9 protein-coding genes are annotated in these 13,541 nt (G+C 73.5%); all 9 read left to right on the top strand.

From position 1 onward, the window contains the following. Positions 1 to 25: 25 nt before the first annotated feature. From ACRB68_RS07565 to ACRB68_RS07525, 9 genes are read left to right on the top strand one after another with little or no spacing between them, the layout of a single operon-like run. On the top strand, positions 26 to 4,837 hold the full coding sequence (locus tag ACRB68_RS07565; RefSeq protein ID WP_153531400.1) for a DUF4082 domain-containing protein: 4,812 nt from the start codon (positions 26 to 28) through the stop codon (positions 4,835 to 4,837). Positions 4,838 to 4,860: 23 nt separating this feature from the next. Beyond that, positions 4,861 to 5,904, top strand: coding sequence for a Gfo/Idh/MocA family protein (locus ACRB68_RS07560; protein WP_153532406.1), 1,044 nt, complete (start codon positions 4,861 to 4,863; stop codon positions 5,902 to 5,904). Next, positions 5,901 to 6,860 (top strand): SDR family NAD(P)-dependent oxidoreductase, encoded by a 960-nt coding sequence (locus ACRB68_RS07555; protein WP_207709592.1) that lies wholly within the window; start codon positions 5,901 to 5,903, stop codon positions 6,858 to 6,860. Before ACRB68_RS07560 ends, ACRB68_RS07555 begins: the two co-directional genes overlap by 4 nt. Continuing rightward, the gene (locus ACRB68_RS42390; protein WP_153531399.1) at positions 6,842 to 8,002 is read left to right on the top strand and encodes a glycosyltransferase; all 1,161 of its coding nucleotides are present in this window, start codon (positions 6,842 to 6,844) and stop codon (positions 8,000 to 8,002) included. The genes ACRB68_RS07555 and ACRB68_RS42390 overlap by 19 nt, the downstream gene beginning before the upstream one ends. After that, a complete protein-coding gene (locus tag ACRB68_RS07545) occupies positions 7,999 to 9,108 on the top strand; it encodes a DegT/DnrJ/EryC1/StrS family aminotransferase (protein WP_207709591.1) in 1,110 nt (369 codons plus the stop codon). Before ACRB68_RS42390 ends, ACRB68_RS07545 begins: the two co-directional genes overlap by 4 nt. Then, positions 9,105 to 10,313, top strand: coding sequence for a glycosyltransferase family 4 protein (locus tag ACRB68_RS07540; RefSeq protein WP_153531398.1), 1,209 nt, complete (start codon positions 9,105 to 9,107; stop codon positions 10,311 to 10,313). Before ACRB68_RS07545 ends, ACRB68_RS07540 begins: the two co-directional genes overlap by 4 nt. After that, positions 10,313 to 11,761 carry a lipopolysaccharide biosynthesis protein gene (locus ACRB68_RS07535; RefSeq protein WP_153531397.1) on the top strand — a complete coding sequence of 483 codons (1,449 nt, stop codon included), beginning with the start codon at positions 10,313 to 10,315 and terminating at the stop codon, positions 11,759 to 11,761. Before ACRB68_RS07540 ends, ACRB68_RS07535 begins: the two co-directional genes overlap by 1 nt. After that, positions 11,754 to 12,404 (top strand): acetyltransferase, encoded by a 651-nt coding sequence (locus ACRB68_RS07530; protein WP_153531396.1) that lies wholly within the window; start codon positions 11,754 to 11,756, stop codon positions 12,402 to 12,404. Before ACRB68_RS07535 ends, ACRB68_RS07530 begins: the two co-directional genes overlap by 8 nt. Then, positions 12,401 to 13,480, top strand: coding sequence for a DegT/DnrJ/EryC1/StrS family aminotransferase (locus ACRB68_RS07525; protein ID WP_153531395.1), 1,080 nt, complete (start codon positions 12,401 to 12,403; stop codon positions 13,478 to 13,480). The genes ACRB68_RS07530 and ACRB68_RS07525 overlap by 4 nt, the downstream gene beginning before the upstream one ends. Positions 13,481 to 13,541: the final 61 nt, after the last annotated feature.

Raw genomic sequence — 13,541 nt, 5'->3', positions numbered from 1 at the left:
TGCAGGAACGACCGCGAGAACGGCCGTGACGCGACTGCTGGTCGTGCTGACGTTGTTGCTGGCCGGCCTGGCCGGGGTGTTCGCGCCGAAGGCGCGCGCGGCGGGGCCGTGCGACGTCGGCGGCAACCCGGTGGCCTGCGAGAACAGCAAGCCGGGCGCGCCGAAGTCGGAGTGGGACAAGATCTCCGGCGGTGGCCAGACGATCGAGGGCTTCACCACGAGGTTCAGCGTGAACGTCGGCACCACCGTGCAGTTCAAGATCAATACTCCGGCGAGCCAGTACTCCATCGACATCTACCGGATGGGCTACTACGGCGGAAGCGGCGCCCGGAAGGTCAAGTCGCTGGTCCCCGAGGCGCCCCTGCCGCAGACCCAGCCGAACTGCATGTCCGACAACACCACCGGCCTGGTCGACTGCGGCAACTGGGCGGTGTCGGCGAGCTGGGCGATCCCGTCCGACGCGGTGTCGGGCGTCTACTTCGCGCACCTCACCCGCACCGACGGCGTCAACGACGACAACCACATCGTGTTCGTCGTCCGCAACGACGCGAGCCACTCCGACATGGTGTTCAAGACCTCCGACTCCACCTGGCAGGCCTACAACCAGTGGGGCGGCAACAGCCTGTACCACGGGGACAGCGCCGTCGCCTCGGGCCGCGCGGTCAAGGTCAGCTACAACCGGCCGTTCACCACCCGCGACACCAGCCCGTGGGGCCGCGACTTCGTGTTCGCCAACGAGTACCCGATGATCCGCTTCCTGGAGGGCAACGGGTACGACGTCAGCTACCTGGCCAGCATGGACGCCGACGGCAACGGCGCCCTGCTGAAGAACCACAAGACGTTCCTGTCGGTCGGGCACGACGAGTACTGGAGCAAGAACGAGCGCGAGAACGTCGAGGCCGCCCGGGACGCGGGCGTGAACCTGGCGTTCTTCAGCGGCAACGAGGTCTACTGGAAGACCCGCTGGGAGAACGCGATCGACGGGTCGGGCACCCCGTACCGCACGCTCGTCACCTACAAGGAGACGACGGCGGGCGCCAAGACCGACCCGACGCCGGCCTGGACCGGCACCTGGCGCGACCCGCGGTTCATGGACCCGCCCGAAGGCGGCCGTCCCGAGAACGGCCTCACCGGCACGATCTTCACGGTGAACTGCTGCGGCGTCGCGCTGAAGGTCCCGGCGGCGGACGGCAAGATGCGGCTGTGGCGCGGCACGAGCGTGGCGTCCCAGCTGCCCGGCGCGACCGCGACGCTGGCCGACCAGACCGTCGGCTACGAGTGGGACGAGGACCTGGACAACGGCGCCCGCCCCGCCGGGCTGTTCCAGCTGTCCACCACGACGGCGAACGTGCAGGAGAAGCTCGTCGGCTACGGCCCGAACGTGGCGCCCGGCACCGCCACCCACCACCTGACGATGTACAAGGCGCCGAGCGGCGCGCTGGTGTTCGGCGCGGGCACGGTCCAATGGTCGTGGGGCCTGGACCCCGAGCACGACGCCAACGGTGACGCGCCGACCTCGGCGGACGCGGCGATGCGGCAGGCGACCGTCAACCTGTTCGCCGACATGGGCGTGCAGCCCGCCACCCGGCAGAGCGACCTGGCCGCCGCCGCCAAGACCACCGACACCGTCAAGCCCGTCTCCACCATCACCTCGCCGGCCGGCGGCACCAACCTCGGCAACGGCGGCAAGACCACGGTCACCGGCACCGCCACCGACTCCGGCGGGCAGGTCGCGGGCGTGGAGGTGTCCACCGACGGCGGCACCACCTGGCACCCGGCGACCGGGCGCGGCTCGTGGAGCTACAGCTGGGACGCGGCGGGCAGCGGCCCGGTCGCGATCAAGTCCCGCGCGGTCGACGACAGCGGCAACATCGAGACGCCCGGCACCGGCGTCTCGGTCAACGTCAACTGCCCGTGCCGGCTGTTCGGCGACTCGACCGTCCCGGCCAAGCCCGCCGACAGCGACACCACCCCGATCGAGGCCGGGCTGAAGTTCACCACGAACACCGGCGGCTGGGTGACGGGCGTGCGGTTCTACAAGGGCACCGGCAACACCGGCACCCACACCGGCAACCTGTGGGACTCCAACGGCACCAAGCTCGCCACGACGACGTTCCAGAACGAGACCGCGACCGGCTGGCAGCAGGCCACGTTCGGCACCGCCGTGCAGATCCAGCCCGGCACCACCTACACGATCTCCTACTTCGCCCCGAACGGGCACTACGCCGCCGATCCCGGCTACTTCGCCAAATCGGGGCTGACCAACGGCCCGCTCTCCGCGCCCGACGCGGGCATCAGCGGCGGCAACGGCGTGTACCGGGCGGGCAGCTCGGGCGTGCCGAACGCGACCTACGGCGGCGGCAACTACTACGTGGACGTGCTGTTCTCGACGGTCAAGCCGCCGGACACGGTCGCGCCGATCGTCCTGGACGCGACGCCGCTGACCGGCTCGTCCAGCAACAAGACCGGTACCAAGCCGGCCGTGACGTTCAGCGAGCCGGTGCAGGCGGGCACGCCCGTCGTCACCGTCAAGAACGGCACCACGGCGATCGCGGGCACCGCCGCGCTCGACTCCGGCCGGACCGTGCTGACCTTCACCCCGTCGGCCGCGCTGCCGAACGACGCCGACCTCACGGTGACCGTCGCCGGCGCCAAGGACGACGCGGGCAACACCATGGCGTCCTACTCCTACTCCTTCCGCACCGCCAAGGCGGCCCCCGCGCCGGGCGTCTGCCCGTGCAGCTTGTGGACCGACGACACCGCCCCGGCGGTCGAGGGCGTCAACGACCCGAAGGAGATCGAGCTCGGCGTCCGGTTCACCCCCGACACCACCGGGTTCATCAAGGGCATCCGCTTCTACAAGGGCCGCAACAACGACGGCCCGCACGTCGGCACGCTCTGGTCGGCCGACCGCGGCCAGATCGCGACCGCGACGTTCCAGAACGAGTCGGCGATGGGCTGGCAGGAGGTCGTCTTCTCCACGCCCGTCCAGGTGACGGCGAACACCACCTACGTCGCCTCGTACCACACGACCAAGGGCTGGTACTCCTCGACGGCCAACGGCTTGGCGAGCGCCGTGGACAACCCGCCGCTGCACGCGCTCGCCAACACCGGCACCGCGGGCAACGGCATCTACAAGTACGGCCCGCGCGGCTTCCCCGACCAGAGCTGGGGCGCGACGAACTACTGGGTGGACGTGGTGTTCACCCTCCCGCCGGACGTGATGCCGCCGAGCGTCGTCGGGGTGGGCCCGTCCGACGACGCCACCAGCGTGCCGGTCGACACGACGGTGACGGCCACCTTCAACGAGGCCGTCCAGCCCGGCTCCGCCGTCGTCACCGTCAAGAACGGCACGACCGCGATCGCCGGGACCGCGTCGCTCGACGCGAGCCGCCGCGTGCTGCGGTTCACCCCGTCCGGCCCGCTGCCCGCCGCGACCAAGCTGACCGTGCGGGTGTCGGGCGCCAAGGACAACGCCGGCAACACGATGGCGACCACCACGACCACCTCGTTCACCACCGCGGGCGCCTGCCCGTGCACGCTGTGGCCGAGTGACGCCACACCCACCAACCCCACCAACACCGACACCGCGTCGGTGGAGCTCGGCGTCAAGTTCACCGCCGACACCGCCGGCTGGGTGACGGGCGTGCGGTTCTACAAGGGCGCCGGCAACACCGGTGGCCACACCGGCAGTCTGTGGCGGGCGAGCGACCAGACGCGCCTGGCGACCGGCACGTTCACGAACGAGTCCGCGAGCGGCTGGCAGACGCTGAAGTTCTCCGCGCCCGTCCAGCTCACCGCCGGGACGCAGTACGTCGCCTCGTACCACGCCCCGAACGGCCGGTACGCCGCCGACGGCAACTACTTCAACGGCGCCCTCGACAACGCGCCGCTGCACGCCCCGGCCAAGTCGGTCACCGGCGGCAACGGCGTCTACCGGTACGGCTCGGCGACCGTCTACCCGAACCAGACCTACAACGGCGCGAACTACTGGGTCGACCCGGTCTTCACCACGGCCGACCCGGGCGACGACACCCCGCCGGTGGTCGACGACGCCGCACCCGAGCAGGGCACCACGAGCGTGCCGCGCGCGGCCAAGCCGAAGGTCGTCTTCAACGAGGCCGTGCAGGCGGGCACGATCGACTTCACCCTGACCGGGCCCGGCGGCGTGACCGTCCCCGGCACGGTGTCCTACGACGCGGCGACGAGGACGGCGACGTTCGACCCCTCCGGCGCGCTCGACTGGAACACCCCCTACACCGCCAAGGTGCAGGGCGTGAAGGACACCGCGGGCAACACCCTGGCGAACCCCTACACCTGGTCGTTCGCCACCGCCGCGCAGATCCCGGCGGGCACGTCGACGATCTGGAGCAACGAGGCCGTCCCGGCGACGCCGAACGCCTCCGACGCCGCGGCCATCGAGGTCGGCACCAAGTTCCGCGCCGACAGCGACGGCAAGATCACCGGCGTCCGCTTCTACAAGGGCTCGCAGAACACCGGCACCCACGTCGGCAAGCTCTACGACGCCGACGGGAACCTGCTCGCGCAGGTCGCCTTCGGCGGCGAGTCCGCGGCCGGCTGGCAGCAGGCGACCTTCTCCACGCCGGTGGACGTCACGGCGGGGCTCACCTACACGGTGGCCTACACCGCCCCGAACGGCCACTACTCGGCCACCACCGGCGGCTTCGGGTCCGCCGGGGCCGACAACCCGCCGCTGCACGCGCTGAAGAGCGGCGTGGACGGACCGAACGGCGTCTACCGCTACGGCGCCGGCGGCTTCCCGTCCACCGGCGGCACCACGAACTACTGGGTCGACGTCATGTTCACGACCCCGTGACCGCCAACACCGTGAGGGAGCACATGGAGCCGATCGGCCTCGCCGTAGTAGGCGCCGGATACTGGGGTCCCAACCTCGTCCGGACCGCCCAGGCCACCCCGCAGCTGCGGCTGGAGTGGCTGTGCGACCTGGACGAGGAGCGGGCGCGCGGCGTCCTCGGCCCCTACACCACGGTGCGCGCGACCGGGTCGTACGAGCAGGTCCTGGCCGACCCGGCGGTGCGGGCCGTGGCGATCGCGACGCCCGCCGGGACGCACTTCGACCTGGTGCGGGCCGCGATCGAGGCCGGCAAGCACGTGCTGGTGGAGAAGCCGCTCACCCCGTCGGGCGACGAGAGCGCCAAGCTGGTGGAGCTGGCCGACGCCGCCGGGGTCGTGCTGATGTGCGACCACACCTACTGCTACACCCCGGCCGTCCGCAAGATCCGCGAGCTGGTGCGCGGCGGCGAGATCGGCGACGTGCAGTTCGTCGACTCGGTCCGCATCAACCTCGGCCTCGTCCAGCCCGACGTGGACGTGCTGTGGGACCTGGCGCCGCACGACCTGTCCATCCTGGACTTCGTGCTGCCCGAGGACGTGCGGCCGGTCGCGGTCGCCGCGCACGGCAGCGACCCGATCAACGCGGGCCACGCCTGCGTGGCGTACCTGACGATCTGGCTGTCCAGCGGGTCGATGGCGCACGTGCACGTGAACTGGCTCAGCCCCACCAAGATCCGCACCACGGTGCTCGGCGGGTCCCGCCGCACCATCGTGTGGGACGACCTGAACCCGCAGCAGCGGGTCGCGGTGTACGACCGGGGCGTGGACCTCACCCCGGCCGCCTCGCTCGGCCCCGAGGAGCGGCGCGCCGCGCTGATCTCCTACCGGGTCGGCGACGTGCAGGTGCCCGCGCTGCCCGAGCACGAGGCGCTGCGCGGGGTCATGACGGAGTTCGCCGCGGCCATCGCCGAGGGCCGCCCGGCCCTCACCGACGGGCGGGCGGGCCTGCGGGTCGTCCGGCTGCTGGAGGCCGCGGGCCGCAGCGTCGCCGCCGGCGGCGCGCGTATCGAGATCGGGGGAGAGCAGTGATCCGAGGCAACAGGCACCTGGTGACCGGCGGCGCCGGGACCATCGGGTCCACGATCGTGGACCAGCTGGTCGAGGCGGGCGCCGCCGAGGTCGTCGTGCTGGACAACCTGGTGCGGGGCCGCCGCGCCAACCTGGCACGGGCGCTGGAGTCGGGCCGGGTCCGCCTCGTCGAGGGCGACATCCGCGACCGCGCGGTGGTGCGCCGGCTGACCGAGGGCGTCGACACCGTCTTCCACCAGGCCGCCATCCGCATCACCCAGTGCGCCGAGGAGCCGCGGCTGGCGCTGGAGGTGCTGGTCGACGGCACCTACGAGGTGATCGAGGCCGCCGCCGACGCGGGCGTGCGCAAGGTCGTCGCGGCGTCGTCGGCGTCGGTGTACGGGCTGGCCACCGAGTTCCCGACGCCCGAGACCCAGCACCCCTACGACAACGACACCTTCTACGGCGCCGCCAAGACCTTCAACGAGGGCATGCTGCGCAGCTTCCACGCGATGCGCGGCCTGGACTACGTCGCGCTGCGGTACTTCAACGTGTACGGGCCCCGGATGGACATCCACGGCCTGTACACCGAGGTGCTGATCCGGTGGATGGAGCGCATCACCGACGGCAAGGCCCCGCTGATCCTCGGCGACGGGCTGCAGACGATGGACTTCGTCTACACCGAGGACATCGCGCGCGCCAACCTGCTCGCCGCCGAGGCCGACGCGACCGACGAGGTCTTCAACATCGGCAACCGCGCCGAGACGAGCCTGCGCGAGCTCGCCGAGGCGCTGCTGCGCGCGATGGACGCCCCCGCCGACCTCGGCCTGGAGTTCGGCCCGGCGCGCGCCGTCAACGGCGTGACGCGGCGGCTCGCCGACATCTCCGCCGCCGCCGACCGGCTCGGCTGGAAGCCCGAGGTCGGGCTGGACGAGGGGCTGCGCCGGCTCGTCTCCTGGTGGCGCGCGGAACGGTGATCGTCTACTTCGCCGGGACCCGTTACGACGGCCGGGCGGGGACCGACCGGCACGTCACCGACGCGCTGAGCGCCCTCGCGCCGGTGCTGTTCGTCGACCCGCCGTCGTCGGCGCTGACCCGGCTGCTGCACCCCGAGGTCGCCGACACCCGGCGCGAGCCGGAGCTGCGGGCGGTGCACGCGAACCTGTGGCGGCTGTCGCCGCGGGTGCTGCCCGGCGCCGAGCGTCCCGGCATGCACCACCTGACGTGGGCGCTCATGCGGCGGCGGGTGCGGCGCGCGGCGGCGGAGCTCGGCCAGGCGATCACCGGGGTGATCGTCACGGTGCCGGGCGACCTGCTCGGCACCGCGCCCGGCGCCCGCACGCTCTACTACGCCACCGACGACCTGGTGGCGGGCGCGGAGCTGCTCGGGCTGCCGCGCAGGCGGCTGGAGGCGGCCGAGGCCGACCACCTGGCCCGCGCGGACGCGGTCGCGGTGGTGTCGCCGGTGCTGCGCGACCGGTTCGCCGGGCTCGGCCGGGACGCCGCGTTCGTCCCGAACGGCTGCGCGCCGGCGGCGTTCGCGGACCTGGACGCCGCGCCGTGGCCCGCCGACCTGCCGCGCTTCGACCGCCCGGTGGCCGGGTTCGTCGGCAACATCAACGGCCGCATCGACCTGGACATGCTGGACGGCGTCGCCGACGCCGGGCACCCCCTCGTCCTGGTCGGCAAGCACCAGGACACCTGCGACCCGGACCGGTTCGCCAGGCTGACCGGCCGCCCCGACGTGCACTGGGTCGGGCACAAGGCGTTCGCGGAGCTGCCGTCCTACCTGCGCGTCCTGGACGTCGGGCTCACCCCGTACGCGCCGGACGGGTTCAACCGGGCCAGCTTCCCGCTCAAGACGCTGGAGTACCTCGCCGCCGGGCGCGGCGTCGTCGCCACCGGCCTGCCCGCGACCGCGTGGCTGCGCGAGGACCCCGAAGGGGCGGCGCTGATCCGGTCCGCCGCGGACGCCGAGGCGTTCGTCAAGGCGGCGGAGGAGGAGCTGGCGACGCCCCGCACCCCCGGACTGCAGGACCGGCGGCGCCGGTTCGCCGAACGGCACGCCTGGGAACGGCGCGCCCGCTCCCTCATCGACATCCTTGGAGTAGCCCAGTGATTCCAGTCATCAGGCCCGTGCTCGGCGACGAGGAGGCCGAGGCCGTCGCGGCGGTCGTGCGCTCCGGCTGGGTGGCGCAGGGGCCGCGGGTCGCCGAGTTCGAGGCCGCCTTCGCCGCCGCGACGGAGTCCGGGCACGGGGTCGCGACCAGCTCGTGCACCACCGCGCTGCACCTGGCGCTGCTGCTCGCCGGCGCCGGGCCGGGCGACGAGGTCGTGGTGCCGTCGCTGTCGTTCATCGCCACCGCCAACGCCGTCCGGTACGTCGGCGCGACACCGGTGTTCGCCGACATCGACCCGGCCACCGCGAACATCACCGGCACGACCGTCGAGAGCGTGCTCACCGAGCGCACCAAGGCCGTCGTCGCCGTCGACCAGGGCGGCGTCCCGGTCGACCTGGACGGCGTGCGCGCGGTGTGCGACCCGCGCGGGATCACCGTCGTGGAGGACGCCGCGTGCGCCGCCGGCGCCGTCTACAAGGGCCGCCCGGTCGGCGCGGGCGCCGAGGTCGCCGCCTGGTCGTTCCACCCGCGCAAGCTGCTCACCACCGGCGAGGGCGGCATGCTCACCACCGCCCGCGAGGACTGGGCGGTGCGGGCGCGGCGGCTGCGCGAGCACGGCATGAGCGTGAGCGCCGCCGACCGGCACGCCGCCGGCAAGGTGATCATCGAGGAGTACCTGGAGACCGGCTACAACTACCGGATGACCGACCTGCAGGCGGCGATCGGGCTGGTGCAGCTCGGCCGCCTGCCCGGCGTCGTCGCGCGCCGCCGCGAGCTGGCCGCCCGCTACCAGGAGCTGCTGCCGGGGTTCCGTACCGCCCGCGACCCCGGATACGGGGAGACCAACTACCAGTCGTTCTGGATCGTCCTGCCCGACGGGTTCCCGGTCGGCCGCGACGAGCTGCTGCAGCGGCTGTTCGACGCGGGCGTGTCCGCGCGGCGCGGCATCATGGCCGCGCACCGCGAGCCCGCCTACGCCGGGACCGTCGCCGACCTGCCGGTGACCGACTGGTTCACCGACCGGTCGCTGATCCTGCCGCTGTTCCACGAGCTGACCGAGGCCGAGCAGGACACGGTCGTCAAGGTCATCACGGCGTCCGCATGAGGATCCTGGTCTACCCGCACGCGATGGAGCTCGGCGGCAGTCAGCTCAACGCGGTCGAGATCGCCGGCGCCGTCCGCGACCTCGGCCACGAGGTGCTCGTCGTCAGCGAGCCGGGGCCGCTCGTCGCGCGCGTCACCGCCGCCGGGATGGAGCACGTCGGGCTCGACCCGGGCCGGCGCCGCCCGTCGCCGGCGACGGTCCGGCTGCTGCGCGGCCTGATCGCCGAGCGCGGGATCGACGTCGTGCACGGCTACGAGTGGCCGCCCGGCCTGGAGTCCTTCCACGCCGCGCGCGGCCGTTCCGACGTCGCGGCGGTCTGCACGGTGATGTCGATGGCGGTGGCGCCGTTCCTGCCGCCGTCGCTGCCGCTCGTCGTCGGCACCGAGGACATCCGCCGCTCGGTGCTGGAGCGGCGCGGGCAGCGCACCGGCGCCGTCCACCTCATCGAGCCGCCGGTGGACGTGCGGGCCAACGCGCCCGACCATCCCGCGCAGGAGTTCCGCGCCGAGTACGGGCTGGACGACGACGTGCTCGACGTCGTGGTGGTGTGCCGCCTGGTGCCGCAGCTCAAGCTGGAGGGCGTGCTGACCGCGATCGACGTGGTCGGGCGGCTGTCGGCCGAGCTGCCGCTCCGGCTCGTCATCGTCGGCGACGGCCCGGCCCGCGCGCAGGTCGAGGAGCGCGCCGCCAAGGCCGGCGGCCGCGTCGTGCTGACCGGGCAGCTGGACGACCCGCGCCCCGCCTACGCCGCCGCGTCCATCGCGCTCGGCATGGGCGGCTCGGCGCTGCGCGCCCTGGCGTTCGCCAAGCCGCTGATCGTGCAGGGCGAGGACGGCTTCTTCGAGCTGCTCACCCCCGGCTCGGTCGACACGTTCCTGCGCCAGGGCTGGTACGGCCTCGGCGGCACCGGCGCCGAGGCGCTGGAGGCGATCCTGCGCGAGCTGGCCGCCGACCCCGGCCGCCGCGCCGAGCTCGGCACCTACGGGCGGCGCCTGGTCACCGACCGGTTCAGCCTGGAGCGCGCCGCCCGCGAGCAGGAGGAGATCTACCGCAAGGCGCTCGCCGCCGCCGGGGGGCGGGCCCGCCGCGACGCGCTGAGCAGCACCGGCGGCGTCGTCGCCTACAAGGTCGGCCGCCGCTACCAGCGGCTGCGCGGCACCGCCGCCCGCGACGACTTCAACGCCGTGGCACCGGGGAAGACCTGATGGCGAGCCTGTACGCCAAGGCCTCCCGGGCGCTCGGGTGGAGCTTCCTCAACACCGTCGTCGGGCGGCTCGGCACCCTGGCCATCGGGATCGCGCTCGCCCGGCTGCTCGGGCCGCACGAGTTCGGGGTGTTCGCGGTCGCGCTCGTCGCGCTGCTGGCGGTGCTCAGCTTCAACGAGCTCGGCGTCAGCCTGGCGATCGTGCGCTGGCCCGGCGACCCGCGCGCGATCGCGCCGACCGTCGCGACGATCTCGGCGGTGTCGAGCGCGCTGGTCTACCTCGGCTGCTACCTGGCCGCGCCGGCGTTCACCGCCGCGATGGGCGCGCCCGCGGCGACGCCGGTGGTGCGGCTGCTGACGCTGAGCGTGCTCGTCGACGGCGTCACCGCCGTCCCGCACGCGCTGATGCAGCGCGAGTTCCGGCAGGGCCACAAGATGATCGCCGACCAGGTCGGCAGCTGGGGCGGCACGCTCCTGTCGATCGGCCTCGCGCTCACCGGCATGGGCGCGATGAGCCTCGCCGTCGGGCGGCTCGCGGGCTCGGTCGCCACCGGCGCGCTGTTCGTCGCCTTCTCCCCGCAGCCGCTGCGGTTCGGGTTCGACCCGGCCAAGGCGCGCGCGCTGCTGAAGTTCGGGACGCCCCTCGCCGGGTCCAGCCTCGTCGTCTTCGCGGTCGCCAACGTCGACCAGCTCATCGTCGGCGACGTGCTCGGCCCGACCGCGCTCGGCTTCTTCGTGCTCGCGTTCAACCTGTCGAACTGGCCGGTCGGCATGTTCTCCCAGCCGGTGCGCAGCGTCGCGCCCGCCGCGTTCGCGCGGCTCCAGCACGACCCGCCCGCGATGCGCGGCGCGTTCCTGTCGCTGGCCGGGCTGCTCGCCGGGATCACCCTGCCGGTCTGCCTGCTGCTGAGCGGCGCCGCGCAGCCGCTCGTCCGGTTCGTCTACGGGGCCGACTGGGCGCCCGCGTCGACCGCGCTGTTCTGGCTGGCCGTCCTCGGCGGGTTCCGCATCCTGTTCGAGCTGGTCTACGACTACTTCGTGGTGCTCGGCCGGTCCCGCGCGGTGTTCACCGTGCAGCTCGGGTGGCTGGTCGCGCTCGTCCCGGCGCTGATCGCCGGGGCCCGGCTGGACGGGCTGGCCGGCGTCGGCGTCGCGCATGTGCTCGTCGCCGCGCTCGTCGTGCTGCCGTGCTACCTGTGGGAGCTGCACCGCGCCGGGATCGGCGCGGGCGCGTTCGCGGCCCGGGTCGGGCCGCCGGTGCTGATCGCCGCGCTGGTCGGCGCCGCCGCGTTCGGCGCGCACCGGATGATCTCGGTCGACTTCGCCGCGCTGTGCGTCGCGGGGACCGTCGCGCTCGCCGCGGTGGCCGCGCTGTTCCTGCGGATGCGCGGCACGCTGCACGGCCTGCGTGCTCTTGGAACACCGGCTCTGGAGGGCGCGGATGCGTGAACTGCTGATCGTCGGCGGGGGAGGCTTCGGCCGCGAGACCGCCCAGATGGTCGCCGGGCTGCCCGAGTGGAGGCTGGCCGGCTTCCTGGAGGACGACTCCACCCGCGTCGGCGAGCTCGTCGACGGGGTGCCGGTGCTCGGCGACCCCGCCGAGAACATCGCCCGCCGCCCCGGCGCCGCCGTCGTGGTGTGCACCGGCAACACCCGCGACTACGGCAGCCGCGAGCGCATCGTGAACCGGCTCGGCCTGCCCGCCGACCGGTACGCCACGCTCGTGCACCCGACCGCGTGGGTGTCGCGGAACTCCACCCTCGGGCCGGGCACCGTGCTGCTCGCCGGGGTGGTGCTGACGGCGTCGGTCACCGTCGGCGCGCACGTCAGCGTGATGCCGCACGTGACGCTCACCCACGACGACGTCGTGCACGACTACACCACCATCGCCTCCGGCGCCCGGCTGAGCGGCAACGTGCGCGTCGGGCCCGGCGCCTACGTCGGCGCGGGCGCGCTCGTCCGCGAGGGCCGCACCGTCGGCGCCGGCGCCCTGGTCGGGATGGGCGCCGTCGTGCTGCACGACGTGCCGCCCCGCGAGGTCTGGATCGGCAGCCCCGCACACCGCCTGCGCACCCAAGGAGACCCCTCATGACCCGCGTCCCGTTCGTCGACCTGGCCGCCGCGCACGCCGAGGTGGCGGCCGAGGTGCGCGCCGGGTTCGACCGCGTCCTCGCCGCGACCGCGTTCGTGCAGGGGCCCGACGTCGCCGAGTTCGAGCGCGAGTACGCCGCGTTCGCGGGCGCCGCGCACTGCGTCGGCCTCGGCAACGGCACCGACGCCGTGGAGTTCGCGCTGCGCGCGGCCGGCGCCGGGCCGGGCCGCGAGGTCGTGCTGCCCGCCAACACCTTCGTCGCCACCGCCGAGGCCGTCGCCCGCACCGGCGCGACGCCCGTCCTGGTCGACGTCGACCCCGAGCACCTGCTCATGGACCCCGGCGCCGCGCGCGCGGCCGTCGGACCGGCCACCGCCGCCGTCGTCCCGGTGCACCTGTACGGGCAGATGGCGCCGCGCCCCGAGGTGGACGTGCCGGTCGTCGAGGACGCCGCGCAGTCGCAGGGCGCCGCCCGGGACGGGCAGAGCATTTACGGCGACCTCGCCGCGACCAGCTTCTACCCCGGCAAGAACCTCGGCGCCTACGGCGACGCGGGCGCCGTCGTCACCGGCTCGGCCGGGCACGCCCGCGCCGTCCGGCTGCTGGCCAACCACGGCAGCGAGGTCAAGTACGTCCACGAGACGCTCGGCTTCAACTCCCGGCTCGACACCCTCCAGGCCGTCGTGCTGCGCGCCAAGCTGCGCCGGCTGCACGCCTGGAACGACCTGCGCTGCGCCGCCGCCGCCCGGTACGCCGACCTGCTCGCCGGCATCCCCGGGCTCGTCCTGCCGAAGGAGGCGCCGGGCAACCGGCACGTGTGGCACCTGTACGTCGTGCGCGTCCCGGACCGCGACCGCGTCGCCGAGGCGCTCGGCGAACTCGGCGTCGGCTGCGGCGTCCACTACCCGGTTCCGGTGCACCTGACCCCCGCGTTCCGGTCGCTCGGATATGCGCGCGGGGATTTTCCGACATCCGAGAGCGCCGCCGCTGAAATCCTTTCCCTCCCGATGTTCCCGCAGCTCAGCGAGGAACAGCAGGAGCGGGTGGCACAGGCGCTGCGCAAAATCCTCGGCTGAAGCCGGTGACGGGAATGGCCTAACGCGGCCAATGAGAATGCCGGTAAAAGGCGAATGGCAC

This window comes from Actinomadura macrotermitis (genome assembly GCF_009604375.1).
Classification (GTDB): Bacteria; Actinomycetota; Actinomycetes; order Streptosporangiales; family Streptosporangiaceae; genus Spirillospora; species Spirillospora macrotermitis.
The sequence above is the reverse complement of the archived record's forward strand: the minus strand, read 5'-3'. Positions and strand labels throughout refer to the sequence as shown.

Excerpts from the sequence above, each read along its gene's own strand:
- ACRB68_RS07560 (WP_153532406.1), top strand. The coding sequence starts at position 4,861 with ATGGAGCCGATCGGCCTCGCCGTAGTAGGCGCCGGATACTGGGGTCCC.
- ACRB68_RS07540 (WP_153531398.1), top strand. The coding sequence starts at position 9,105 with ATGAGGATCCTGGTCTACCCGCACGCGATGGAGCTCGGCGGCAGTCAG.
- ACRB68_RS07535 (WP_153531397.1), top strand. The coding sequence starts at position 10,313 with ATGGCGAGCCTGTACGCCAAGGCCTCCCGGGCGCTCGGGTGGAGCTTC.
- ACRB68_RS07530 (WP_153531396.1), top strand. The coding sequence starts at position 11,754 with ATGCGTGAACTGCTGATCGTCGGCGGGGGAGGCTTCGGCCGCGAGACC.
- ACRB68_RS07525 (WP_153531395.1), top strand. The coding sequence starts at position 12,401 with ATGACCCGCGTCCCGTTCGTCGACCTGGCCGCCGCGCACGCCGAGGTG.